22 protein-coding genes are annotated in these 25,272 nt (G+C 45.9%); 7 read left to right on the forward strand and 15 right to left on the reverse strand.

Annotated features, from left to right (window positions below):
- Positions 1-3: 3 nt before the first annotated feature.
- Both purN and Q0171_RS05715 read right to left on the reverse strand, forming a co-directional pair.
- The gene (purN, locus tag Q0171_RS05710; RefSeq protein ID WP_299327659.1) at positions 4-705 is read right to left on the reverse strand and encodes a phosphoribosylglycinamide formyltransferase; all 702 of its coding nucleotides are present in this window, start codon (positions 703-705) and stop codon (positions 4-6) included.
- Positions 706-746: 41 nt separating this feature from the next.
- Positions 747-893 carry a hypothetical protein gene (locus Q0171_RS05715; protein ID WP_299327661.1) on the reverse strand — a complete coding sequence of 49 codons (147 nt, stop codon included), beginning with the start codon at positions 891-893 and terminating at the stop codon, positions 747-749.
- A gap of 38 nt (positions 894-931) precedes the next feature.
- On the opposite strand from Q0171_RS05715, the gene Q0171_RS05720 reads away from it, so the two are divergent.
- The 5 genes from Q0171_RS05720 (at position 932) to Q0171_RS05740 (ending at position 5,938) form a co-directional block, all read left to right on the forward strand.
- Positions 932-2,185 (forward strand): PD-(D/E)XK nuclease family protein, encoded by a 1,254-nt coding sequence (locus Q0171_RS05720; RefSeq protein ID WP_299327663.1) that lies wholly within the window; start codon positions 932-934, stop codon positions 2,183-2,185.
- Between the two features lie 87 nt (positions 2,186-2,272).
- Positions 2,273-2,446, forward strand: a complete 174-nt coding sequence (locus tag Q0171_RS05725) for a hypothetical protein (RefSeq protein WP_299327665.1) — start codon at positions 2,273-2,275, stop codon at positions 2,444-2,446.
- A gap of 62 nt (positions 2,447-2,508) precedes the next feature.
- A complete protein-coding gene (locus Q0171_RS05730) occupies positions 2,509-4,716 on the forward strand; it encodes an ATP-binding protein (RefSeq protein ID WP_299327667.1) in 2,208 nt (735 codons plus the stop codon).
- An 11-nt stretch (positions 4,717-4,727) separates the two neighbouring features.
- Positions 4,728-5,225 carry a hypothetical protein gene (locus Q0171_RS05735; RefSeq protein ID WP_299327669.1) on the forward strand — a complete coding sequence of 166 codons (498 nt, stop codon included), beginning with the start codon at positions 4,728-4,730 and terminating at the stop codon, positions 5,223-5,225.
- Between the two features lie 2 nt (positions 5,226-5,227).
- Positions 5,228-5,938 carry a Sir2 family NAD-dependent protein deacetylase gene (locus Q0171_RS05740; protein ID WP_299327671.1) on the forward strand — a complete coding sequence of 237 codons (711 nt, stop codon included), beginning with the start codon at positions 5,228-5,230 and terminating at the stop codon, positions 5,936-5,938.
- A gap of 277 nt (positions 5,939-6,215) precedes the next feature.
- Here Q0171_RS05740 and Q0171_RS05745 read toward each other — a convergent pair whose 3' ends face one another.
- The 3 genes from Q0171_RS05745 to Q0171_RS05755 form a co-directional block, all read right to left on the reverse strand.
- Positions 6,216-6,902, reverse strand: a complete 687-nt coding sequence (locus tag Q0171_RS05745) for a CheB methylesterase domain-containing protein (protein WP_299327673.1) — start codon at positions 6,900-6,902, stop codon at positions 6,216-6,218.
- Between the two features lies 1 nt (position 6,903).
- Positions 6,904-7,743, reverse strand: coding sequence for a protein-glutamate O-methyltransferase CheR (locus Q0171_RS05750; RefSeq protein WP_299327674.1), 840 nt, complete (start codon positions 7,741-7,743; stop codon positions 6,904-6,906).
- Between the two features lie 63 nt (positions 7,744-7,806).
- A complete protein-coding gene (locus tag Q0171_RS05755; RefSeq protein WP_299327676.1) occupies positions 7,807-8,346 on the reverse strand; it encodes a phospholipase D-like domain-containing protein in 540 nt (179 codons plus the stop codon).
- A gap of 66 nt (positions 8,347-8,412) precedes the next feature.
- Between Q0171_RS05755 and Q0171_RS05760 the strand changes: the two genes are divergently transcribed.
- Both Q0171_RS05760 and gmk read left to right on the forward strand, forming a co-directional pair.
- Positions 8,413-11,109 carry a hypothetical protein gene (locus Q0171_RS05760; protein WP_299327678.1) on the forward strand — a complete coding sequence of 899 codons (2,697 nt, stop codon included), beginning with the start codon at positions 8,413-8,415 and terminating at the stop codon, positions 11,107-11,109.
- A gap of 8 nt (positions 11,110-11,117) precedes the next feature.
- Positions 11,118-11,753, forward strand: coding sequence for a guanylate kinase (gene gmk / locus Q0171_RS05765; protein ID WP_299327680.1), 636 nt, complete (start codon positions 11,118-11,120; stop codon positions 11,751-11,753).
- A gap of 117 nt (positions 11,754-11,870) precedes the next feature.
- Here gmk and Q0171_RS05770 read toward each other — a convergent pair whose 3' ends face one another.
- The 10 genes from Q0171_RS05770 to Q0171_RS05815 form a co-directional block, all read right to left on the reverse strand.
- A complete protein-coding gene (locus tag Q0171_RS05770) occupies positions 11,871-12,641 on the reverse strand; it encodes a hypothetical protein (RefSeq protein ID WP_299327682.1) in 771 nt (256 codons plus the stop codon).
- Positions 12,641-13,417 (reverse strand): flagellar protein, encoded by a 777-nt coding sequence (locus tag Q0171_RS05775; protein WP_299327684.1) that lies wholly within the window; start codon positions 13,415-13,417, stop codon positions 12,641-12,643. The genes Q0171_RS05770 and Q0171_RS05775 overlap by 1 nt, the downstream gene beginning before the upstream one ends.
- Positions 13,414-13,833, reverse strand: a complete 420-nt coding sequence (locus tag Q0171_RS05780; RefSeq protein ID WP_299327686.1) for a flagellar export protein FliJ — start codon at positions 13,831-13,833, stop codon at positions 13,414-13,416. Before Q0171_RS05780 ends, Q0171_RS05775 begins: the two co-directional genes overlap by 4 nt.
- 11 nt (positions 13,834-13,844) lie before the next feature.
- A complete protein-coding gene (locus Q0171_RS05785) occupies positions 13,845-15,149 on the reverse strand; it encodes an adenylosuccinate synthase (protein WP_299327688.1) in 1,305 nt (434 codons plus the stop codon).
- A 10-nt stretch (positions 15,150-15,159) separates the two neighbouring features.
- Complete coding sequence (locus Q0171_RS05790) at positions 15,160-16,014, reverse strand: ATP phosphoribosyltransferase regulatory subunit (RefSeq protein WP_299327690.1); 855 nt, start codon at positions 16,012-16,014, stop codon at positions 15,160-15,162.
- A gap of 66 nt (positions 16,015-16,080) precedes the next feature.
- Positions 16,081-17,010: a ribose-phosphate pyrophosphokinase gene (locus Q0171_RS05795; protein WP_299327691.1), complete on the reverse strand. Its 930-nt coding sequence runs from the start codon at positions 17,008-17,010 to the stop codon at positions 16,081-16,083.
- A gap of 70 nt (positions 17,011-17,080) precedes the next feature.
- Positions 17,081-19,006, reverse strand: coding sequence for a hypothetical protein (locus tag Q0171_RS05800; RefSeq protein ID WP_299327693.1), 1,926 nt, complete (start codon positions 19,004-19,006; stop codon positions 17,081-17,083).
- Between the two features lie 7 nt (positions 19,007-19,013).
- The gene (locus Q0171_RS05805; protein WP_299327695.1) at positions 19,014-21,575 is read right to left on the reverse strand and encodes a Smr/MutS family protein; all 2,562 of its coding nucleotides are present in this window, start codon (positions 21,573-21,575) and stop codon (positions 19,014-19,016) included.
- Between the two features lie 7 nt (positions 21,576-21,582).
- On the reverse strand, positions 21,583-23,442 hold the full coding sequence (locus Q0171_RS05810) for a DHH family phosphoesterase (protein WP_299327698.1): 1,860 nt from the start codon (positions 23,440-23,442) through the stop codon (positions 21,583-21,585).
- Positions 23,435-25,105, reverse strand: a complete 1,671-nt coding sequence (locus Q0171_RS05815) for a CTP synthase (RefSeq protein WP_299327700.1) — start codon at positions 25,103-25,105, stop codon at positions 23,435-23,437. Before Q0171_RS05815 ends, Q0171_RS05810 begins: the two co-directional genes overlap by 8 nt.
- Positions 25,106-25,272 lie beyond the last annotated feature (167 nt).

Genomic DNA, 25,272 nt, shown 5'->3' on the forward strand with positions numbered 1-25,272 from the left:
ACACTAGCCTAGCGCAGGAGTAACAGGGCTGAAAGCAAGAGCAGAATCTAGTGCGGATTCTGGGCTAGATTCTGGCGCGAAACACTCACAAAGTGCGTAAATAAGGGCTTTGGGATAGAGAGTGTATTCGAGTTGGTGGATTCTGTGCTCAAAATCCTCTAGGCTTTCACCTGCGATTTTGGGAAGCTTTTCTTGCAGGATAATTCTCCCAGAATCCAGCTCCTCACTCACCCAATGCACACTCACACCACCAAACTCCTCCGCACCAGCATAGCTATCAGCAATCGCATGTGCGCCTTTATACAACGGCAGGAATGATGGGTGGATATTGATGGTGCGAAATTTGCGCACAAACTCTGCCCCAAGGATACGCATAAACCCAGCCAGCACGACAAACTCTACCCCATATCGCACCAAAATCTCGCTAAGCGCTGCTTCAAATGCTGCTCGATGGGCAAATGCACCATGAGGGAGCACCTGCACTTCTAGCCCGAAATTCTCACAGCGCGTGATCCCATAGGCACTAGGATTGTTACTCACGCCTAGCACAAATTCTGGCACGATACCATGAGGCGCAAGCGCTGCTTGTATAGAACCTCTCTGCTCCAGGAGATTCTGGAGATTGCTGCCATTGCCACTAAAAAGTATGGCGATTTTGGGCGCAATCTGCGGTTTGGGCGTATCGATATGGCACATAGCTTGCATGCTCCTCTTCACATTTATAGTAGGCGCGCATTATAGCAGAGCTAGTGTGTAAGCGTGATAAATACCACTTCTGGCAGATTAAAGACGCGTGGCAAGCGGTAGTTGAAACTAAGACCGCGCGAGATGATGAGATACCGGTTGCGCGGCGTGTGCAATGTGCCAGCAGCAGCTCGGCTGGAATCTGGCATTGTGCTACAATGTGTAAATTTTGAAACAAGGGGGAGAAATGGAAAAGTATGATGAATTTTTCAAAAAAGTAAAAGGCTTTTTAGAGCAAGCAGAGAAGCACAAAAGGCGTGGGAATAATGACTTTAATCCCTACTTGCAAATGTGGAGTGAGAGTAATGAAGTAAAACTTCATAGTGCGTTAATATGTGGATTTTTAGACCCGCTAGGCAATCACTATCAAGGCGATGTGTTTTTGGAAACATTTCTAGAATGTGTGGGGCTTAAGGAGTGGTTTGGTGATACAAGCAATGCTAGGGTGCATCAAGAGTCCCAATACATCGATGTGTATATCACGAATGGAGAGAAGCATATCATTATAGAAAATAAGATTAACGCAGGAGACCAAGACAGGCAGATTGAGCGATATATTGAGACCATAGCAAAAGAGCAAAGCAAAGATTCTAATGATGATATGGAATCTAGCGAAAGTGAAACACCACAAGAGCAAAGTGCTTCTTATGATAATATTGCTGTGCTTTACCTAGCCCCCGATGAACGAGAACCTTCAAAGTATAGTCTAGGTGAATGGGAAATACAAGGGGAATATCTTGTAAATGGAGATAATAAAGTGAGATTTAAAGCAATCTCGTATAAAAATGAGATTCTACAATGGATAGAAAATTCACAGGCAAATGTTGGTTGTATCACACACCTAAATTCCGCACTATACTTCTATAAAGATGTCGTGCAAATCATTACAAATACAAAGGAGAACACAATGAGCATAGCAAAATTTTTGACAGAAAAAAATATGGAAGAGAATATGGAAATAGTCTTTGAGATTCTAAAAAGTAAAGATAAAATTATAGAATCTTATTGTAAAGCAATTATAGAAGAGTATAGAGAGCAGATAGAAAGCAAAGGCTTTAAGATTGTTAAGACAAGCAAAAATAAAAAAATGGGCAATTGGAGCAAAAATGATTTAAGCTACCCCCTTATGATTAAGCCTAAAGATTGTGGTAAATACTACTTTGCCTTTTGTGTAGAGCATTATATTCAAAAAGAGAAATACAATTGCTATGGTGTGCGGATTTTTGAGCAAAACTTGAATGATAATTTAGATGATAATATATCGAGTAAAATCATAGATTATTTAAATGTCAAGTTTATTTGGTGGCTTAATTATGATAAAAATTTTTGGCGGTATGCGTTTGACACTTCAATAGCAGAACTAGAGTCTAACTTGCGAAAATTTTTAGATTCTGCCGAGATTAAAGCCTTGAACGAAAAACTTAAAGAATATCACGCATAGGAACATAACTCCCACAAAGTAAAGACTAGAATCCTGCTTTGTGAGCTACAAAATTAGAGATTGCCACTCTCGCTTCACTCGCTCGCAATGATGATAAAAAGTGCTTTCAAAAGTCGGTATTTTCAAAAAGTGGATTCTAGCAACGCCCAAGCCTCTGGTAAGGTAGAAAAACCGCTGCTATTTTTCTCAATCTCTCCGCATTTTTCTATATTTCTATTTCTCACTGCCTTGACACAACGCTGTCAAAGCTCTTTGTTATAACTTCACAAACCAAAAGCGATACGCAAGGCTATCATCTTTGGCACATCACACAAGGATCGATTATGGTAGCACAAGCAAAAAGAGACAATAAAGTCCTAAGCAAATATAGAATAAGACAGCGCAGAGCGTTAAAACAAGCAGAAAGCAGCCTACTAGAGCCAAGCAAGCAGTCTTTAGCAAAGCTCCTGCCCTTTAATAAGCCCATAGCCAACGACAAAGACTATGAGAAAAAGTTTTTTGTCGCGCATCTTATGGATCTTTTCCCACATCTTATGGATCTTGATAGCTGCTTTAGGCTTTTTAGGAAGCATTTTAGTGTAAGTTTAACTGACTTTGATGATGAAGCTATGGTCGCAGAGTTTATCACGCCCTATCTTTTAGAGCATTTTCACGCGCTAAGACCCAAGCCCTTTGTGCGCAAAAATCTAGCCCTTTTGCAAGAGTGCTTTGGGCTAAGTGCGCTAGAAGTGCAGATTATCTACGCGTTTTATATTTATAGCAAGGTAAGTAGCTATTGCAACTGCCTTAGTGATGATAAGCTTGACTACTACGAAGTTTGCTCGCTTATAGGCGAAGTCTTGCAAGTGTCGCACACAAAAGTAGCAAAACTCCTTATGGCAGATATGCCACTTAGGCAGCTTGGCTTGCTTGATACAGGGTATGCAGATGGCAGATTAGAGCTTGAGAGCTTCGCCCAAAGCCTAATGCAAGAGCCACTAAGTAGGAGTGAGTTTGTAGGCAGTGTGGCTAGGGCTATGCCAGCAAGCACGCTAGAGTGCCACGACTTTAGCTATATGCAAAAGGACTTAGATATGCTGCTAGATTATTGTAAAAATGCGAAAAATCCTAGCATTTTCCTCTATGGCAAGCCCGGCGTGGGTAAGAATGAAATCGCTGCCCTGCTTGCAAAAGAGCTAAATAGAGAGCTATGGGAGATCCATAATCTCAAAAATGGCAAGGTAGAAGATAAGCGATATGAGCAGTTTGTGCGCGCACAAGCTATGCTAGATAAAGATAGGGCGATGATCTTGCTTGATGAGTGTGAAGATATATTCCCCACCTTGTATGCGCTGTTTTTTGAAAATAAACCCAGCAAAAACACGCTGAATAAAATGCTAGAATCTGTGAAACTCCCCAGCATTTTCTTAAGCAATAGCGCAAATATTGACCCAGCATTTTTGCGGAGATTTGACATCGTGCTTGAAATCCACGCCCCGCCGCAAGAAAAGAAGCAAGAAATACTGCAAAAAGCCCTACAATCACAAGGCATAAAAGTGGATTCTAGGATTATGCGCCAAATGAGTGAGTCTAGCCTCTCTCAAGGCGTGCTTTTGCAAGCGTGCAAAGTGGCAAAAACGCTGGCGAAAAATAGAGCTACACAAAGCCCAAAAGAGCGGCAAAAAGGCATTACAGATAGCCTTATCCAAGTGCTAAATGAGCATTTAAAGCTGCAAGGGCAGCCCACAATCGCCACCAAAGCCCCCCAAGCCCTGCCATACAATATGAGCTTGATTAACGCGAGTGTGGATATGCAAAGCTTGTGCGAAAAAATCAAAAATGTATGTGGGGCAAAAGATTCTAACAAGCTAGAATCTAGCCTAGATTCTAGCGACTCCGCACAAGGCATTAGAATCTTAGCGTATGGAATGGCAGGAAGCGGCAAAAGTGAGTTTGCCAAAGCCTTAGCAAAAGAACTCAATAAGCCCATAATGCTAAAAAGAGCGAGCGATTTACTCTCTATGTGGCTGGGCGGAAGTGAGAAAAACATCGCAGCTGCCTTTAGGGAAGCAGAGAAAAGGGGAGCGATTTTGGTGCTTGATGAAGTGGATAGCTTTTTGCAAGATAGAAGTGGAGCGCAGCGCAGCTGGGAAGTTAGCCAAGTGAATGAAATGCTGACACAAATGGAGAATTTTGAAGGCATTTTTATCGCCACGACAAACTTTATGGATACTTTAGATAGAGCAAGTATCAGGCGATTTGATATGAAAGTGGAGTTTAAGCCGCTAGATTGCGCTAGGCTCAAGCAAGCCTTTAGCCTCTATGCCAAGCATTTGGGGATTAGCGATTATGCGGTGTTCCTAGAATCCACTTCTGCTAAAAGGGCTTTGGAGAAGCTAGAGAATATCTGCTTTGGAGATTTCGCGCTTATCGCTAGGGGGGCAGCCTTTGCGCCGCTAGAGAGTGCGCAGGAGCTACTAGAAAAGCTACAAGAAGAAGCGCGGCTTAAGGGCTTGAGTGCAGCTGGCAGCAGCAAGCGCGTGGGATTCTAGGGTGAGTGGCTATGGATAAGCACAAGCCAGGTGAGATTCTACAAGCCCTGCCAGATGGCTTTGGCTTTAAAGCAGTGCTTGAAGAAGCGATTAAAGAGAAAGAAAAGAAGTGTAAAGTGGCGTTTGAAGAGTCAAGCGAGCAGACCCAAGCGCAAATCCTGCAAGCCAATCAAGGTTACCTAGAATCCAAAGAGCAAGAGCTGTGGGAGGATATACAAGATACAGAGCGGTGGTGGAGATGGGCAGTAGGCGCTGGCGATCTTTTTTATGATTTAGTATCTAGGCAGTGGTTGGATAGTGATAGCTATTGGGGTGCTCGCATAAAAGAGCAGCTAGAATCTAGCGGGATTTTTATGAGTGAAGATGAGTTTGCTTCAGTGCTTGATTTCACGCACCCCGTGCTAGAGGCGCCATACTTGCCTATTTGCTGGTTTCACGATTTGAAATCTTTTTACTATTATGATCTTGATGATTTTATAGCGTATTTGAAAAACCATAAAAAGGAGTAACAATGAAAGATTCTAAACGAGTGATGATTTTTAGCGGCGCAGGACTTAGTGCAGAGAGTGGGCTAAGGACATTCCGTGATAATGATGGCTTATGGGAAGAGTTTGACATTATGGAAGTGTGTAGTGCTAGGGGCTTTGCAAAGGATAGGCAAAAGGTGCTAGATTTCTATGATCAAAGGCGGATACAATTAGGGCAAGTCGCCCCAAATGCCGCGCATAAGATGATAGCAAAGCTTAAGGAGAAATATCCGCAAGAAGTGGTGGTGATAACCCAAAATGTCGATGACTTGCTAGAGCGCGCTGGGTGTGAAGATGTCATTCATCTACACGGATTTTTGCCTGAAGTGTGCTGCGAATCTTGCGGAGAGACCACCAATATCGGCTATATCGCTATGCCAAGCTCTGTGTGTGGGGTGTGTGGGGCGCAAGCCTTGCGGCATAATATTGTGATGTTTCACGAGCCTGCGCCAAACTACGCCCTGCTAAATAGCGAGCTAGAGCGGCTCAAAGCAGCGGAGGAGAGCTTGTTTGTCTGTATCGGCACAAGTGGCGAAGTGCTCAACGCCGCGCAATTTACCCTCTATGCTGATAAAAGCATACTAAACAACCTAGAATCCAGCCACCTTGATCGCTACTTTGATGTGCGCTTCATCGAGCCAGCTAGCTGCGCCGCCCCCAAAATCGCCGCACTTGTGGAAGGCTTTTTGCTCTAGGTGTTTGCGCTAGATTCTAGGGTGTGAGCTTTAGTGTGGTGCTAGTTTGCACAGCTATGGGGGTCACCGATGAAAAACACCGGCCCATAAGCGAGCGGGAGAACTTCTATCGACATATTTTTTGACAGCACAAGTTTTTGGGACTAATGCTCAATGAAATGGGCATTGCTTGCGCGAGCTTTTGCGCACTATCACGCAAGCAAGATTTAGGCAATATCTCAGCGCAGGAGCAAAAAGTGGATTCTAGTCCAAGCCCAGCAGCCCAATTGCAAGTGTGCTACTGCTCTTTTTTGGTCTCTTTTTTATTGATATCAGCCTGGGAGAATTGCACGATTTTCTCCGCGATTTTGTTTAGTGGGAGAATCTCATCGATCGCGCCTACTTCAATCGCGCGCTTTGGCATACCAAACACTACGCATGTCTGCTCGTTTTGCGCGATAGTTTTTGCGCCATTATCGTGCATTTCTTTAATCCCTATGCAGCCATCATCGCCCATACCCGTGAGAATAATCGCCAGCGCATTGCGCCCTGCAGTATTATTGGCACCGCGGAATAGCACATCGGCACTAGGGCGGTGGCGCGAGATCCTGGGCGCATCAAGCACTGGGTAGGCAAAGTATTTGCCATTTTCATAGCCTAGCATGATTTGCGTGCCACCTTTAGCGAGATAGACGCAGTCATTTTTTAATATAAATTTTTGATTAACCTCAAACACACTAAGCTTTGATTTACCATCAAGCCGCTTGGCAAGCGTCTGGCTGAAATACTCGGGGATATGCTGGACAATGACGATTGGCGGGAGATTGCACGCAGGGAGAGCGACGAGAATCTCCTCTAGCGCGATGGGTCCGCCGGTGGAAGAGCCAATCACAATGAGTTTCTCACGACTGATAAGACAAGGATTGCTCTTTAGCAGGACATCTGGGTGATGTCTGTCTTCGATTGCTTTTAGATCGCGCGGCATGCTAGTCCCTGATTTTAATGTAGGTCTTATTGCCTAGGCGCTCGACTTTGTCTTTGAGCCCTAGGATATCATCGGCATGCCCAATGTAAAGCGTGCCATTTGGCTTAAGCGTGCGTAAGAGCCTTTGCAAAATCGCCTCTTGCTCTTTGGGCTGGAAATAGATAAGCACATTGCGACAGAAGATAATATCAAACTCATCTTGGCGGAATGGATAGGTAGTATCATGCAAATTAAGCTGAAAAAACTTAATCATCTTTTTGAGCGTGCTTTTAGCGCGTATAGTTTTGGTGCCATTAGCAAACACTTGGAGCGTGTCAAAGTATTTATCCATGTTTATCCAAGTTGGCAAGGAGAGTGTAGGGCTTAGGGTAAATACTCCATCTTTGGCATCTTGAAGAACTTTGGTGTCAATATCGCTGGCATAGATTTCCACATCGCACGATGAATTATACACCTCGCAAGCATAAAGCACGGTAGCAGCGATTGAGTATGGCTCCTCTCCTGTTGATGAGGCTGCGCAGTAGATTTTGATGTTGAACTGGTTTTTGAATAGCGCAGGAAGCACGCGATCAAGCATATCTTGAAAATGCACCTTTTCGCGGAAAAAGTCCGTTTGGTTTGTCGTGAAAGCATTGATAAAAAGTTGCCTAGCTTGGGGGTTTCTGTTTGCCAAAGCGATAAGCTCACTCGCAGTAGTGATATTGTCAAACACAGGAAATTGCTTCAAAGAGTCAAGGCGGTTTTTCATCATGGTGTGCTTGGAGCTATCCAAATAAATCCCCGTAAGCGTATGGAGATAGGTCTGGATCTCTTTAAACGCCTTATTTGTATCGATTACCAAGTGCGATCCTTTATCAAACTTACCAAACCCAAGCCTGCCGAGTCCAAACTTACCAAACCAAAATCAAAAGCTCTGGCATTTTTCAAGCATTTTCTCATAATATCGCAATGCCTTTGACACAAGATAGCTATCATCATCGTAGAAAAGTGTCTCATAGCTGTTTTCAAACGCATTTTTACTCCAATTTGCCGAGCCGATATAGAGCCTGGCACCATCGATAATGGCGAGCTTTTGGTGCATTATACCATAGTAGTTAGCGTTTTGGGCTTTTTCGCCTTTGAGCAGGCAAACGGAAATGTTATTATATTTATCCAAATAGCCAACGACAGAGCGCGAGTCGTTTCTGCTGCCTTCATCAAAAATCACGCGGATTTTCACGCCGCGCTTAGCGCTATCACGCAGAGCTTTTGCCAACTCACGATTGGTAAAGCTATAAATCGCGATATCGATGGATTTGTGCGCGTGTTTTAGAGAGTCAAGCAGAGTTTTATAAGCTTTATCTCGCTCATAGGGCATCATAAATAGCTCACTTCTGGCTAGACTTGGTATGGGCAGTAGCGCCGAGACAATCGCAAAAAGAAATGCTAAAGAAATTCTCCTCAACTCCAAATCCTTGCAAGTAAATCTGTGCTATAATGAGCGACATTTTACTCCAAATTAGGTAATTTTATGAAAATCGTTTTGATCAATACTGACCCAATGGTCGCCAAGCTCGTCGAAGCCACCGCCAAAAAGACGGGGATCTCGCTCACAAGCTATGCTAACACAGATGAAGTGGATTCTAGTGTGCTGACACAGGAGAGCTTCGTATTTATCGATGAGGGTGCAATTGGATCAGATAGCGGGCGTGTGAAGTCTATCGCACAGGGCTTCCTAAGCTGCCTGCTCTATGCCAAAACCAAGCCCATAAAAGAATTTACGCATGTTGTCAAAAAGCCTTTTCTCCCTACCGAGATTTTAGATATCCTCCAAGCCGAGCTCTTAAAGCTTGGTCAAGATTTGCGCAATGCCTCCAATATCACAAAAGATCAAATCGCAGAATCTAGCGAAGTAGGCGCTGGAGAATCTGGCGAACATGCCAAAGAGGCAAGCACACATACTGACACTAACATCAATCCCAAAGAACTTAATATCAAAGATTTAGATCTTAGCATGCTTGATGAAGCTGGTGCTGGGGGCTTGGCTGGCGATTTGCAAGAGGGACTTGACTTGGGAGATGATTTGGAGCTAGATCTACCAGAGAATCTGGAGGGCGACTCATCAAATGCTCTTGATGAAAAACTTGATAAAACATTCGCTCTGGATTCTAATACGACAGAATCCGTGGAGGATTCTGGGGAGCTAGGAGCAGGCTTGATAGAATCTAACGCAAACTTGGATTCTGTGGATTTAGGACTAGACTTGACGCTAGACTCTGGAGAATCTAGTGCGCAAGCGGAAACCGCGAGCGATAACGACACAAAAGAAGCAAGTGCAGGGGAGATTATAAATTTCTTAGACGAAAGCGACATGGAGGAGCTAGATTTTAGCGAGATTGCAAACGATGAGAGCGATGAGAAAAACAGCGCAAGTCTTGATGAAACAAGCATAGAGAGCATGGCAGACACCACAGCAGGCGATGAAACTAGCAAAGCAGAGGAAGCAGAGAATCTAAATCCCGCTATAACCAACGATAATGACACAGAGCCCATGGACTCTAGCGCAGAGCCTACAGCTTCACTTGATGAGTTAGGAGAGCTTGGCGAGGCGGATTTCACAGCAGATTTGGGAGAGGATTTAGACACAGATTTGATTGGGGATTCTGCGCTGGATTCTGTGGGTTCTCCCCAAGATGAAGCAAGCTCTTCTAACGCTCTGGGAGCCCTTGATGAAATCGAAAACTCCACACAAACCGCAATCCTCCCGCAAGATGAAGTAGAGCTCGTGAAAACCCTGCTCGAAGATTCTAACGAGCCACTTGATAAGGCAGATGAGCAAAAAGCAATCAATCAGGAGAGCAGCCAAGAAGCCAGCGATGATATGCCAAGTAGCGATGTGCTAGAAGAGCTAGAATCTAGCGCGGATTCTGGAGCGGATTCTAGCAATGATACAAGTGGCGATATGGAAGCAAATATAGATTTTCTACCAGAATCTAGCGAACTAGATTCTGGCGAGCTAGGGGCAAAAAATATACAAGAGGAAACACAAGAAGCACTGCTGGATAGCACAGAAAATGAGCAGACCACCAAGCAGCATGAAAGCGACATAGAGAATAGTGATGAAGAAGGGTTTGCAGACATCTCGCTTGATGACTTGGCGCAGGTCGATCCTCAAACACATGGCATGGATTCTCAAGCAGATTCCGCCACAAAACCAAATACCAATAGCACAAACAATGAGCAAAACGACTTCTTGCAGCTTAGTGAAAAAGAGATCTGCAAGGTGCTTGGTGAGGAGATCCCAGAGGATATCGCTGGGCATGGAGATATTGCTGGGGATATGAGCCCAGAATCTAGCCAGGATATCATGAAAGACGCCCCACAAGACACGCAAGAGCTTCTAGAGCCAGAATCTAAGATAGCAGAATCCACAGACATTGAAGAATCACCAGAATCCACCGAGCAAGAAATTGCCCAAAAGCAGGGCACAGAGAGCAATCTGGTCGCAGATGAGGCTATGGCAGATATGCAGGATATTGAGGGAGATTTTGTAGAAGACATCGAAATCCCAGCAGACGACCCCACAGAATCTAGTCAAAATCCTAGCACAAGCGCTATGGCAGAAGAAGTAGATTCCGCACCAGCAGAAGCACAACCAGATCAAAACACGGAAAATACAAAAGCTCCCACAGAGACTTTGGACAACAAAGCCCAAGTGGAAAGCATGGAGGATTTAGCAGATCTGGCGTTGGATAAGGACGACTTAGATGAAGATGGTGCGGAGAATTTACATACAGAAGATATGAGCCTAGAATCTAGCCAAGATATGGATCTAGACATAGATCTAGGAGCAGACCCAGATCCAGTAGCAGATGAGTCTCTATCAGCCCTAGAAGCTGAAAATATTAGCCCAGACCCTGCCAATGACTTAGCCGATGAATTAAGTGAAAATTTAGGAGATGATTTAGGCGAGTTTGGTGCGGGACTACAAGCGATCAATGATTTGCGCAATGAAATGCAAACACTTGGCGATCTTGATCCATTTGCCACAAATAACATCATGCCACATGCAAGTATGCCAAGCACATCAGGCACACCAACACTTGCTAATAGGACACAAGAAGAGCTTTTCAGCGAGCTGCTTGCCAACAAATCTGCACAAGAGATCCGCTCCCTACTCAATGGAGCGCAAATCTCAATCAATATTAGTTTCTCAAATAAGCAATAGAGGCATACATGCAAGCACAACAAAACCAAAAGCTCCATGGCAGAATGCTTATTCTTTCAGGTCCATCTGGCTCTGGGAAATCAACACTCTGCAAGGTTTTACAAGAGCACTTTAGTGATATTTACTTCTCTATCTCCACAACCACACGCGCCCCCAGAGAGGGGGAGCAAGATGGAGTGGATTATCACTTCGTAAGCCAAGATCGCTTCATCAGTGATATTAAGCAAGGTGCATTTCTAGAGTGGGCACAGGTGCATAACAACTACTATGGCACTTCGCTTTTACCCATACAAGAGGCGCTTGCGCAAGGGAAACTAGTGATTTTTGATGTAGATGTGCAAGGACACCAAAGCATTAAAGAGCACTACGGGAATCTCGCACGATCGGTTTTTATCACAACAAAAAGCAAGCAAGTCCTGCGCGAGCGACTAGAAAGCAGGCAAACAGACTCTAGTCAAAACATCGAAATGCGCCTGCTACACGCATACAATGAAATGCAACAACTTGCGCATTTTGATTATCTCATCGTCAATGACGACATACAGAGTGCCAAACGCGCCATTATTGGGATTGCCACCTCACTAGAGTTTATCCCACAGCCCGAAGTCTATCGCACATTGTGGCAGGATTTCGCACAAAACTAATCACACCACAGAGCAGATACCAAAGCCAGGATCTAGCCCACTCACGCAAATACCATAGAATCTAAAGCCCAAATCCCATCTCCCCAACCAATCTCCAGAATCCAGTAAAATCTAGCCCTAAAACCCTACGCCCATTTCTAATGCGACAAACAGGCTACTAGGATTTTGGTAGCGCCCAGCAATCTGTGCCTCCTCCAGAGCATAGACCACACAAATCGCCCGAGCAAAATACTCTACTCTCGTGTGCATATAGATTCCAAGCGAAGCTTGCCAGCGATGAGCGCCAGAAAATGATGTATGCGCAAAATTCTTATACGCCCTATCTGCGACTTGATCAAACCCCTGATGAGATCCGCCAAAATCCCCTAAGCTCGCCTTGCGCACAGAATGCAAGCCCGCTGCGACATAACTATACTGCATGCTAGATTCCAGCGCGAGAATCTCCCCAAGTCTTATATGCGTGCTCGCTCCCACTCCAAGCGAGAAAAGTGTCGTAATGAGGGCGCCTACTTGCATGGATTCTAGTGGAGCGATGAGCTCTAATGTGATTGGCGCATGCGCACTAGCGAGATTTAGCCCAATACTAGGCTGCGCAAACGCAAGCATGCCAACACTTCCATGCGCACTATCCCCGGCAAATCCAGAAACCCCAAACCGCGTGGCAAGACGCGCAATAAAGCGCTGCTGCCATAAGCCAATGTCGCCTGCGACATACCCGCCATAATTTGTGCCCTGCTCCTGCCCCACTCCGTAGGCGCCAAATCCAACGCGTTTATCAATACATCTGGCTTCTGGGCTAGATTCTGCACAGGTGAGCGCATGTGCCATGCCTTGAGCAAGTATCCAAAACCCCAAAAACAAGACCCCCCTTAGAGTGCTAGAGCGCATTATATGCCGCCATTTTCCTGAAATCTCGCAGAATCTTGTGGGTTTTCCACATCTAAGCTGCTTTGAGAATCTGGGGTAGAATCTGTGCCTGGAGTTTTGGCGACTTGAGATTTTTCACTTTTAAAGGGCGGACCTTTTGCGATGATTTTTGTAAGCTCTGCGGCGCGCTTTGGATCCATTTTGCCTAGAATCTTTGCCATTTCTGTCGCACTTAGTGAAGCAAGAATACCCGCAGCTTCGGCATCATCAAGCTCTGCGATAATGGGCGCAGCTTTAGATTCTTTCATACCAGAAAATGTTTTGGCGACCTTAGAAGTGGAGGTTTCTTTTATCTCTTTGAGCAGCGCTTCGTTTTTGGCAACAAGATCTTGGATAGCCTTTTTCTCATCAGCCTGGGTTTTGGCGATTTTCTGCGCACTAGCGTTCATGGACTCTATTTTGGCATTAAGCACACTTTCTTGCTCTTTGAGCTTAGATTCTCGCTGATCAAATAGATTTTGCGTGGCGTTTTTGTAGGCTTCAAGATTTTGCATTTTCTCATTGAGAGAGCGCAGACTCTGGGTAATCTCATCTTTTCGTGATTCAAAAATCGCATTACACTGCAAAACATGCTCTGGATTTGCCTCTTGCTTTTGGATTTTGAAGTTTTGGGCTTTGGGAGATTTGTCTCCTGTGGCAGTGCTTTTGGTAGTGTTTTCATCTGTATGTTGCGACTCTCCTTGTGGCGCAGCATACAATGCGTATAGCACAAATACCAGCAGTGCAAATATTCTCATAGTAGCTCCTTTTTATGCAGCAAAATCGCCACTTCATCAAGCTCTTTTTGCTCTTTTTGCTTCATGGCTTTTACCATCTCCTCACGCTGCTTCTCGCGGATATGTTTGAGCTTCTCAAACTCCACATACAGCGAGCGGTGCTGGGATTCTAGTGCAGCGATTTGCGCTTTTAGTATAGCTATCCCTTCTTGGATAGAATCTATTTCAAAGACAAACGCCCTTTTGCGCGCATTGGCTTTGAGAAATGTATCAAAGCTCCCAGAATCTGGTCGCTGTAGCCTTGCAAGCTCTGCGACAAGTGCGCTCATCTCGCTTTGCTTGCTGGCGACTTGATTATTGGCACGCACAATTTGAAGCTCACACATATTGAGCTTTTGCTCTTGGGCTTTGATGAGCGCATCAAATTGTGTTTTCATGACTCTAGATTCTAACGATAAATCGTCTCACTTCGATCAGCACCCGTGGAGATGAGCGCAATTTTCACGCCTACAAGCTCTTCTAGCCGAGTGATATAAGCTTTAGCCTCCTCTGGTAGCGCGTCATAATCTTTCACACCTCTGCACTGCTTGCCCGCCCAGCCGCTCATGCACTCATAGATTGGCTTAGCATATTCCAAATCGCTTGGGACATACTCTATACGCTTGCCTTTATACTCATAACCCACACAAATCCGCAGCTCTTCAAGATAATCAAGCACATCAAGCTTCATAAGTGCAATAGCACTGCAGCCATTGAGCTTGCAAGCATAGCGCGCAGCCAGAGCGTCAAACTCTCCACACCTGCGCTCACGCCCGGTTGTCGTGCCAAATTCTGCGCCCTTATCTCGCAAAATCTCCCCTCGCGCACCAGAGTCCTCCGTAGGGAAAGGTCCATGCCCCACGCGCGTGCAGTAGGCTTTCATAATCCCCAGCACATAATCAATATCACGAGGTGCGAGCCCACTTCCTGCACTCGCCCCAGCCGCAATAGTCGTGGAGCTCGTAACAAATGGATATGTCCCATGATCAATATCAAGCATACTACCCTGCGCGCCCTCTAGGAGAATCTTTTTGCCCTGCTCTTGGGCTTCCCAAAGGAGTGCAGTAGTGTCTGTGATAAAAGGCGCTAGAATCTTAGCAGCAGATTCTAAGGAAGCGAGATTCTCTTCCAAAAGTCGGGCGATTTCATTGTTTGTGGCAGTGCTATGCCCTACATTAGAATCGAGCGATTCTATAAAGCTCTGCAAACGCTTGGAGAGCTTTTGGATAATTATTTTGCCCTGCTCACTATCGCGTCCGCATTCATAGAGATTGCGCAAATCACATGCACGCAAACCCACGCGCGCAATTTTATCCGTATAACAGGGACCTATGCCCTTTTTGGTCGTGCCTATGGCATTTTGACGCTCAAGGCTAGAATCTAGCTCTCCATGCAAAGACAGAATAATATGCGCACGATCAGAGACAAAAAGTCGCCCCAGCAGCGCCTCTGCGCCGCCAAACTGCTCGAGCTCGTGTATAAGTGCATGTGGCTCGATGACCACGCCATTGCCAATGATATTGATACAATGGGGCGTAATCACACCAGAGGGGATAAGATGCAATGCGTATTTGTGCCCATCTACGACAATCGTATGCCCAGCATTATGCCCTCCTTGATAACGCACGACATAGTCGTAGCGCTGGGCTAGGACATCGACAACTTTTCCTTTACCCTCATCACCCCACTGAATCCCTACAATCAAATCTGCCATTTTTACTCCTTTACTTCTGCCGCATGGTATGCACTAGATCAATAACATTATCTGTATAGATTCCAAATCCACAGCACAGGCAGTCCTGGATTTTATATTTGCCCCCGAGCATAAGCGTCTTGTTGCCATAAAATACACGAAACACCACATCATCATAATAATCCACAAATGGCATTTCAAGCGGAGAGATAATAATCTGCTCATACCGACAGGCATGGGCTTTTTGCGAGAGACGCTCAAGCTCAAATCGCAAAAACATCGGGGAGCGAGGTAGAAAATCATCTAAATCTTGCAAACTACTGATGCGCGCTAAATCACACATAAACTGCGCCTTTTTCTCAATCTCGCGCATAGAGAGAGATTTGTAGGTTGCTTTATCCACACCAATCTCACTCATACATAGCTGGAGAATTTTGATATTGCTAAACTGCAGCAAAGCACGCACACCACATCGATCCAGAATCTCAAGCCCAATAGTAATCATCGTATTTAGGTCATTGGTATGAATAGATTCCGCGCCAATTTGGTAGATCTCATTTGTTGGATAGCTAAAGACTGGCTGGATATAAAACCAGTTTTTATGGCTTGTGGCGCGCTCCAATCGCTTTGTAATCGTGCGGATTGTATCAATCGTAGAGTCATAGCGCAGAGAGATTTGGTGATTATTTTGGCTACTTAGGCGGATAAGGTGGCGATCAGAGAAATTCTGCTGGTGCTCGAGATAGGAAAAATAAGGCGTGATAATCTCTTCAAACTCATATCTGTAAAAAATCTCACACGCAGCATTTTCTAACTCGCGCTTGATTCTGGCACTTTTGCCAAAGTAGAGTTTGGTGCCTTCTGGGGTTTCGTGTTCGAAAATCATAAGAATCTCTTTTGTAGTGTTTTCTTGCGCTTTTTAGGTGGCTTGTTATTTCTTGTGCCTCATTGGCTAGATAAACAAAGAATTTACGCTCTCGTTATGGTAGATTCTACGCACCACTTCAGCAAATAGTGGGGCGACATTAAGCGTGGTAACCTTACTGCAACTCTTACACAAGGGGATAGAGTTGCTCACAATCACTTCATCTAGCACGCTCTCTTCTATGCGCTCAATCGCTGGACCGCTTAAAATCGCGTGCGTGCCTAGAGCCATCACAGAAGTAGCTCCCTTATCTTTCAAAGCTTGGGCTGCTTTACACATAGTCCCAGCAGTATCAATCATATCATCGACTAAAATCACATCTTTGCCGCTCACATCACCGATGATATTCATCACTTCACTCTCATTTGCTCTCTCTCTGCGCTTATCGACAATGACTAAATCAAGCCCAAGCTTTTGCCCAAAATACCTAGCCCTAGCCACTCCGCCAATATCTGGGCTAGCGATGATGGGGTTTGGGAGCTTTTTGCTACGGATATGGTCTTGAAAGATAATTGAGCCATAGAGATTATCTACTGGAATGTCAAAAAAGCCCTGTATCTGCCCTGCGTGCAAATCCATAGTAATCACTCGATCAATGCCGGCATTTTGGATAAGGTTTGCTACAAGCTTGGCGGTGATTGGCACGCGTGGAGCAGCCTTGCGATCTTGCCTTGCATAGCCAAAGTAGGGGATAATGGCAGTGATAGAGCTAGCGGAGCTGCGCTTAAAGGCATCGCTCATAATGAGCAGCTCCATAAGGTTGTCATTAGTTGGCATACAAGTAGGCTGGATAATGAAAACATCTTTGCCGCGCACAGATTCATTGATCTGCACGCCAATTTCGCCATCACTAAAACGATTGATCGTAATCTTACTAAGCACTGCGTCGAGATGTTTTGCAAATTCTTTGCCAAATTCTGGGTGTGCATTCCCGCTAAAAACTTTAAACCCTTTCATAAATCCCTTCTCCTTGCGATACTGCTCCTAACCGCGCTTGAAGCTGAATGCGCCCATTATAGCATATTTTCTATTTTTCTCTCTGCAGGCGATACTCTATCTGGGAGCTGATAGATTCTAGGGCGCATTGGATTTGTGGCTGGCTGAAAATTTGGCTTGATCGAGCTTGCAAAATAGTGTGTGATCTAGCGGCTTGACCAGCTTGCTTGACACCAGAGAGACAAGCGGCAATGGCAGAGTATGCGCCCTTTGTATCAATAGCACTCAAAATCTCATCGCCCAAATACACAAGCCCCAAATCCTCCCCAAATGCACGCACAAACATCTTGGCATGATCATAGCTTGGCGAGTCTCCTTGAGAATCTAGTTTAGACTTCACGATAGAAGCGATAGGCGAGATTTTAGCGCCCCTGGAATTTTGGCTAGATTCTAATCCAAAGCTCTCATGAGAATCTAGCATTCCAGAGTCTAAAGATTCTATCGAAGTTAGCACGCTTCTCAAGCGCTGGTGGCGCACGAGCTCTGGCAAGGCATTTTTGTGGAAGCGAAATAGCTTTTCTTCAACAAGCGTTGTGCGTGCGCTAGATATGGGCGTGCGCACACAGCCTAAAATCTCATCGCCCACCCGGACAAAGCGCAATGAAGGAAGTCGCCCTTGCAAAAACATCGTAGGGTGACTTAGGCTAATATCCGCCTGCAAAGTCGCAGGAGTCAGCGTAAAAGCTTCATAAAAACGCTCGCGCTTATCACTCATCGTCGTGTAAGCACGCGCAAGCGGCACTGCTATGCCCTCGTTAAATACATCTAAATGCCCCAGATACTCCACTTGCATATTGACATCTGCACCTGCGATTTCCTCGCTCCATGCCTTTAGCGCAGACTCTAGAGAATCTAGCATAAACCCAGCTCGCGTCAAATCCATAGCCGCATGTTCTTGGCGCTTAGGGTCGATGACTTCAATCTCACAGAGTCTCTCGCCCTGCTCTCGCGAGAACACTAACTGCGCATAAGCACGCAAGCTGTAAGTATCTTGGCTAGGGCTGATGAGATAGAGTATATCATCAGCTAGCACATACAATCGCCCATCAAAAGGAAAAAGCACCACCTCATCGATAGTGCTTGGAAAACACGCAGCATTAAGCCCTGGTTGGATTGAATTAAATCTCTTGCCAAAATGCACAAGCACCACACACTGCTTCTGGTTAAACTCAAGCACTCGAGCAAATAGAGATTCTTTAGATTCTGTGGAGTCTCTGGAGGAGTCAGCGACGATGGTAAAAACCCCATGCGAGAAAAACCCAGAATCCTGCCCTGCACGATTCTGGGAAATCAGCGCATGTAGCATGGATTCTAGCGAGATTGGTGCGAGACTTGGCGCAATAGAAGCAGATCGTGTAGATTCTGGTATGGATTTCATAAGCCAGCGCAGTGGTATTGGTATTTTGGCGATCTCCCCGCCCTTTTGGACATAGGCTTGTATATAGACACGCAACGCCTGGATATCATAAAATCCCTCAAGCCGAAAATGCAACATCGCAAGCAAAAGATACATCGCGCTATCATTGCGCTTGGTGGGGTCAAGTCGCATTTCTTGGAAGATAGTCGCTTTAGCTTGAGTGAGAATACTGCGCTCCAAGCGTGCTTGCAAAAACGCCTTAGTATAACGATCTTTGCAAGAAGATTGCAGACTCTTAGCATGGGCAAATTGCTTTGGACGCTCAAGGCTGGTAACCACATGTCTTAGCCAAGCTATCCCAGAATCCGCCGCCAAATCCGCCAAGCGCTCCAATAGCGTAGAATCCATGGATTCTAGTAGCTCTTGCACGCATGTATCTAGTCTAATAGGGCTTTGCGTTGGCATAAATGACCGAATCACATCTCGCGCACCCTGAAAGCCAAAAAGCTTGCTTGTCTGGGGAGCTGGATTAGTATAGGCTGGATTGGGGGTGGCATTTACCACCAACACACCCAGAATCAACAGCAGCGCAACTCTCACCTATGTCTCACAATCGCACAAGTTTCGCGCCCATGCCGCCCATGTGTGCTGGCGCATCGGCAAAGCTCACTACACTAGGGTGTGTGCGTAAAATCTCTGCCACTACGCGCGAGAGCACACCTGTGCCTATGCCATGATAGATGAGCACCTCATCAAAGCCAGCAAGCAGACTATCGCTGATAAAATTCTGCACCAGTTCTTGTGCCTCCTCTGCGCGCAGTCCATGCAAATCAAGCGTAGGACTAGTGCTCTTGGCAGAGGTTAGGAGCTTGGTGCGCGCAAGCGATTTTATGCCAGAGCCCTTTGCCCCAGAGCTTTTTACACTAGAGTCCCTAGATTCTGGCAATACAGGGAGCTTGCTAGCGCGCTCAATCTCTACACGCTTCACGCGCATACGCATACCAGATTCTAGTTCAAGTAGTGCGGAGCGAGAATCTAGCTGTGCAATCACCGCACGCTGGGATTTGTAGCTAATCACATCGCCACGCTTGATATTTGCTTTGTTTTTTGATGTATCCTGGGTGTTTTTAGATACTGCAGTGTTTGTCCCAGAATCCTGCATGCTCGCTTTGATACCAAACGCACCATGCGATTGTCGCAAAGGCTCGATAATCGCATGCGCGCGGTTTAAGTTTCTGTGAATATCTTGGAGAGTTTTTGCCTGCTGCTTAAGTGCGCTCTGGGCTTCATGGTAGGTAGATTCTAGCTCGCGCACTTTTTTAGCATAGCGAGCTTCTAGATCAAGAATCTTTTGCGCGTAAGATTCTTGCTTCTTTTGGGCGCGTGCGATTTGTTCTTCTAGGCTTGCTTTTTTAGATTCTAGCTCAAGCTCGAGATTTATGCTTTTCTCAATAAGCGTATTAAGGCGTTCTTTGTCATCGCCATAGTGGATTCTAGCTTGCTGGATAATATGCTTTGGGATACCATATCGCTCCGCACTCTCAAACGCATAACTCTTCCCAATACTACCATGCAGGAATGTAAATGTCGCCTCATAGCGCTGCAAATCAAACATCGCTGCACTAAGCTGCACGCGAGAATCCCTGGCCATAAGTGCAGCCAAACGCTTGTGGTGGGTAGTGATGATGATTTTATTTGATCGATCGAGCAAAATCTCTAGCAGTGTCTTATATAGGCTTGCTGCCTCATCGGCATCGGTGCCTAGCTCGATTTCATCAATACCTAGGAGCAACTCATCACGCCCAAGCTGCTCTCTAAACTCCACAATCCTGCCTGCAAAGGTGCTGATGTCATTTTTAGAGCTTTGGGGATTAGAAATAATGGCATAGATATGTTTATAGTAGGGGATAGCGCTTTTGTGGGCGTTGATTTTCATAGGGATTAGATATTTAGCTAGAAATGCCGCAGAAAGCAGGGATTTTAGCAGCATGGTTTTCCCTCCAGCATTCACACCTGTGAGCATAAGAAGCTTAGCAGTGAAATCCACACTCACAGGCACAGGCGCACGCAAGCGCGGGTGGCAAAACTCCCGCAGGATAAATGACGCAGAATCTACCATGTGCGCAGGAGCTTTAGTCTTTGTGCTAGATTTGGTGCGCGGCTGACTATTGACTTGCACAAATGATAGATTATACGCACGCGCAAACGCACATCGCCCAAAAAGCCCATCACAAAGCTCAAAGCGCTTATCAAGGAATCGCAAAAATGCTAGCTCCTTGCGCGCAATATCACTAAGGCGAGCGCAAAGCTTGGCAATCTCTAGCGCAAGCAAATCTTGCAAATCACGCTCTTTCTCATAGAGCCTGGCAATCTCTTGAGGCAGCACATAAAAAAACCCGCCCGCAGTGCGATCAAGCACAGCACCCTTAAGCACGCGCGTGTAGCCAGCTTTCAGCAAGAGCGTTTGCGTGTCGCTTAGAAGGTGGATTTGCTTATCAACAAAATAAGGCGCGAGCGAGTCTTTGTGCAAGAGAGATTGGAGAGTGGATTTGATAGAGGATTTCACGCTAGCAAGCTGGGCTTGTATCCCATCAATCACCTCGCACGCCCCAGCTCTAATCTCACCTCGCTCATCAAAGATACAAAGCTCGCTAAGCAAGGTCTTGGGGATTAGGATTTTTTCTATCATTTGCGTGAAGCGAAGCTGTGGGAATGGCAATAGGACCTGCTGGAGTGTATAGAAAAACTCCAGCTCCTTGGCAATATCAGCCAAATGCGTGAGGCGGAGCGTGCCTTGCTTTTGCAAGAGCATAAAGGCATAAGAGAGCGAGGCAATGTGGGGCAGTGCAGGCAGAGAGTCTAGCGAGTCAATCTCCTGGATCAGCGCATAATGCACATACATATCGCCCTGGAGATAGATCCCCTTGGATCTAGCAAAAAACCCTGCCAAGCTATAAAGAAACTCCTCCAAATCCAACCGCTCAATAAGTATAGAATCCTTAGAGCAAAAGTGCTGGCAATACTGCGCAGGGCTTAGGGACTCCAAAGGCTGCGGGGACTGCAAGGACTCCAGGGAAGACTCTTGCGCCAGCAGCCCAGAATCTAGTGCATGCTCTAGGGTGCGAGTGGATTCTGGGCTAGAAGCTGAAAAATGCGCAGAAGTGCTCATAGAAATCTCATCGCATAGCTTCTTGTGCAAGCATAGGCTCAATAGATTGGATAATCATTATAGGTCTATGGCTAAAAGAATCCATCTGCATGCTAAATTGCACCCTAGCCCACTCGCCCTGCATGCAACCATCTTTGGCAAAAAACCACATTCCCTGTATGGGGGTATTAAAAAAGCTAAATTTCTTGTGTGATTTTATGGGCTGGATTTTTTTAATGCGCAATATACTTGTGAAAATAGGCTTAGGATTGCCCTGACCATAGGGCTCAAACTTATCAAGCAGCGCGAAAAGCTCCTCATCAATATCCCTAGAATCTATGGGCAGCACTGCCATTTCACCTAGCGCTTCCCCCTCATCTCCACACCCGCACTGCCCGCTATCGCCTGTCGCACTACCACTCCTTGACTTGCACTTAGGCGGGTCTTGAAGCTGACTCAAATACGCACAAAACGCCTCGAATAACTCACTCTCCACACTAAGCCCAGCTGCTTTGCTATGCCCGCCAAACTCACCTAAAATTTCACTCGCCCCTAGCAAAATCTCCATAATATCAATGTCATTCCACGATCTCGCGCTGCCCTTTAGGCATGTTTGAACAAGATTTTGGGAGTGATTGGGTGCATGAACATCTGCTGGATTTTTCAGGCTGGTAGAAAGCACAAATGCGGGACGCTCATACGCACTAGCAAGCTGTGCTGCGACAATACCAAGCACCCCCTCATGCCAATCATCTCCACGCGCAACAACTGCATGCTCATAGACAATAGCACTCGCATGCGCGGATTCTAGCACGGCTTTTGCAGTATCTTTGCGCGTTTGATTGAGCATTAGAAGTGCTTGTAGCCCAGAATCTAGCGCATGCTCTAAGGTGTGCGTGGATTCTGGGCTCTCTGGCTGGCTAGCTGGCTTGGATTCAAGCGCCTTGGCGTGCATATTGGATTCTAAGCTATTGCAATCAAGCAACAAAAACTCGCTCGCAATCCGTCCCTCCCCCATACGCCCAGCAGCATTGATAAGCGGGGTAAGAGAAAATGAAATATCCGTAGCAGTAACATAGCGGGTTTTAAGCCTGGATTTTAGCTTACGCAAAGCTGGAATCTGCGAGCGATCAAACTGCTTAAGCCCATAGAGCACGACACATTTATTGATTTGGGTTAGTGGCATCATGTCTGCAATTGTCGCAAGCATAACAAGCTCTAGCAGTGGTGTTAGCGAGATTTCTGCACCAAGTGCGACTTTCAACCCTGCGCAAAAATACCACGCCACAAGCGCACCACAGATTTCTTTCTGCACGAAAGTGCAGTCGCGTTGCTGGGGGTTTATGATAAATGGCGCATTTGGCAGGGTGTCTTTGGGGATATGATGATCAGTGATGATAAGCGGTATCCCCTGTGTAGCACAATACTCCGCCGCCTCATAGGCTGTAATCCCATTATCCACGGTAATAATCACATCGCTTGGGTGCTGCTTGATAATCGCACTAGATATTCCATAGCCATCGACAAACCGACTTGGGATTACATACTCGACATCTCCATAACCTAGCTGGGCAAAAAACTTCATCATCACTACACTAGCAATCACCCCATCGACATCATAATCCCCCACAACCAGAATCTTGCAGGGCTTTGCGGTATCCGCAGGCGTGTTTTGTATGTGGGAGCTATTTTGCGCAGTGAGATGTGGGCGGATCTTCTCCGCGAGAAACTCGCTCGCCTCTTTGCAAGATTTTAAAGTATAGGGGTGTGGAAGTGAAGAAAGCGTAGGGAAATCCCACTGCTTGGTGCGATTATGAAGCAGGGTATAGATCTCCTGCTTGCTTAGCACATGGGGGGTTTGCTCGGCTTTGGATTCTGTATTAGACATGCGGTTGGGCTTTAGCCTTGCCTGCTGCTTTGGCTTCTTGTGCGGCTTTGACAAATGCTAGGATAATGGGGTTTGGTGCTTGCAGTCTTGAAGTAAATTCTGGGTGAAACTGCACTGCGACGAAAAATGGGTGATTCTCTAGCTCGATTGCTTCAATGAGACCTTGTGGCGATTCTCCACAAATCCGCATGCCATTTGCCTCTAGTCTTGCGCGGTAGGCAGGGTTTGCCTCATAGCGATGACGATGACGCTCTTTGATACTTTTGGCATTGTGATAAGCTTGCGCGATTTTACTACCTTTAGCCAGGATACACTCATACTCACCAAGCCGCATGGTCCCGCCCATGGGGGATTGGTGAGTGCGCACTTGGGTTTGCCCGCTACTATCAATAAAATCTTCGATAAGATAGATACATGGCTCGCTTGTATCTGGGTCAAACTCAGCAGAATCCGCCTGTGCAATCCCCAGCTCATGACGCGCAAACTCGATAATACTTAGCTGCATGCCAAGGCAAATCCCAAGAAATGGGACATTGTGGATTCTGGCATACTCGATAGCATTGATTTTCCCAAGCACTCCACGAGAGCCAAACCCCCCAGGTATCAGCACACCATCAACATCGCACAGCTCATCAAGCTGACCACTTTCAAGCATTTCGCTATCAATCCACTTAATATGCACACGCGTGTCAATATTCGCACCCGCATGGATAAGCGCTTCTGTTAGGGATTTGTAGGATTCTTTTAGGTGGAGATATTTGCCTACAAAGGCGATTGTAATCTCATCTTTGGGGGAGATGATTTTTTTTACCAGCATATCCCATTCGCTCATGTCTGGTGTAATGGACTCTAGCGAGAAATGTCTAGCCACAGGGGCGAGAATCCCTTCTTTTAGGAAGTTGAGTGGGCATTGGTAGATACTCTGGGCATCAAGGGCTTCTATCACACTATCATCTGCCACATCACAGCTCATCGCAAGCTTTCGCTTCAAATCTTTGCCCAGAGACTTTTCGGATCGCGCGATGATGATTTGGGGTGTAATCCCTATACGGCGAAGCTCCTGGACAGAGTGCTGGGTGGGTTTAGTTTTAAGCTCGCCAGCGGCTTTGACAAGCGGGATAAGTGTTACATGGATACTAAGTGTTTGGTTTGGCAGCTCGTGTTTAAGCTGACGCATAGCCTCTAAGAATGGTAGCCCCTCGATATCCCCGATCGTCCCACCAAGCTCGATAACAAGAAAATCCGCCCCCTTGCCCACAGCTTTAATGCGTTGCTTAATCTCATCGACAATATGCGGGACAACCTGAATTGTCTTGCCTAAATAGTTCCCCTTACGCTCGTTTTCGATGACAGAGAGATAAACTTGCCCGGTGGTGAAGTTATTGTTTTTGCTTAGGTTTGTGTTTAAAAATCGCTCATAGTGTCCAATGTCTAAATCTGTCTCTGCACCATCAGCAGTAACAAACACTTCCCCATGCTCAAGCGGACTCATCGTGCCAGGATCGACATTGATATAAGGATCGATTTTTAGGATATTCACCCTATAACCACTCTGCTTAAGCAGCGTAGCAAGTGATGATGATGAAATCCCTTTCCCCAGTGAGCTAAGCACGCCCCCTGTAACAAAAATATATCTCGTGTGCGCAGTGTGTGTATGTGGCATATTGAAGTCCTTCCACGCGCGAAGCTTTTGTATGCACTAGGCACTAAAACTCTGCGCTAAAATCTAGCAATAATTTCCATAATCCTATACAAAAACCCCTTACAAAGTCATTATTTTTAGGTTTATATTTCTGTTTTACAATTCTGCGGTTTTAGCCTTACAGAGCG

Source organism: uncultured Helicobacter sp. (genome assembly GCF_937906905.1).
In the GTDB taxonomy this organism is placed as follows: Bacteria; Campylobacterota; Campylobacteria; order Campylobacterales; family Helicobacteraceae; genus Helicobacter_B.

Coding starts and splice junctions, on each gene's coding strand:
- purN (WP_299327659.1), bottom strand. CDS start 705: ATGCAAGCTATGTGCCATATCGATACGCCCAAACCGCAGATTGCGCCC.
- Q0171_RS05715 (WP_299327661.1), bottom strand. CDS start 893: ATGCCAGATTCCAGCCGAGCTGCTGCTGGCACATTGCACACGCCGCGC.
- Q0171_RS05720 (WP_299327663.1), top strand. CDS start 932: ATGGAAAAGTATGATGAATTTTTCAAAAAAGTAAAAGGCTTTTTAGAG.
- Q0171_RS05725 (WP_299327665.1), top strand. CDS start 2,273: ATGATGATAAAAAGTGCTTTCAAAAGTCGGTATTTTCAAAAAGTGGAT.
- Q0171_RS05730 (WP_299327667.1), top strand. CDS start 2,509: ATGGTAGCACAAGCAAAAAGAGACAATAAAGTCCTAAGCAAATATAGA.
- Q0171_RS05735 (WP_299327669.1), top strand. CDS start 4,728: ATGGATAAGCACAAGCCAGGTGAGATTCTACAAGCCCTGCCAGATGGC.
- Q0171_RS05740 (WP_299327671.1), top strand. CDS start 5,228: ATGAAAGATTCTAAACGAGTGATGATTTTTAGCGGCGCAGGACTTAGT.
- Q0171_RS05745 (WP_299327673.1), bottom strand. CDS start 6,902: ATGCCGCGCGATCTAAAAGCAATCGAAGACAGACATCACCCAGATGTC.
- Q0171_RS05760 (WP_299327678.1), top strand. CDS start 8,413: ATGAAAATCGTTTTGATCAATACTGACCCAATGGTCGCCAAGCTCGTC.
- gmk (WP_299327680.1), top strand. CDS start 11,118: ATGCAAGCACAACAAAACCAAAAGCTCCATGGCAGAATGCTTATTCTT.
- Q0171_RS05770 (WP_299327682.1), bottom strand. CDS start 12,641: ATGCGCTCTAGCACTCTAAGGGGGGTCTTGTTTTTGGGGTTTTGGATA.
- Q0171_RS05775 (WP_299327684.1), bottom strand. CDS start 13,417: ATGAGAATATTTGCACTGCTGGTATTTGTGCTATACGCATTGTATGCT.
- Q0171_RS05780 (WP_299327686.1), bottom strand. CDS start 13,833: ATGAAAACACAATTTGATGCGCTCATCAAAGCCCAAGAGCAAAAGCTC.
- Q0171_RS05785 (WP_299327688.1), bottom strand. CDS start 15,149: ATGGCAGATTTGATTGTAGGGATTCAGTGGGGTGATGAGGGTAAAGGA.
- Q0171_RS05790 (WP_299327690.1), bottom strand. CDS start 16,014: ATGATTTTCGAACACGAAACCCCAGAAGGCACCAAACTCTACTTTGGC.
- Q0171_RS05795 (WP_299327691.1), bottom strand. CDS start 17,010: ATGAAAGGGTTTAAAGTTTTTAGCGGGAATGCACACCCAGAATTTGGC.
- Q0171_RS05805 (WP_299327695.1), bottom strand. CDS start 21,575: ATGAGCACTTCTGCGCATTTTTCAGCTTCTAGCCCAGAATCCACTCGC.
- Q0171_RS05810 (WP_299327698.1), bottom strand. CDS start 23,442: ATGTCTAATACAGAATCCAAAGCCGAGCAAACCCCCCATGTGCTAAGC.
- Q0171_RS05815 (WP_299327700.1), bottom strand. CDS start 25,105: ATGCCACATACACACACTGCGCACACGAGATATATTTTTGTTACAGGG.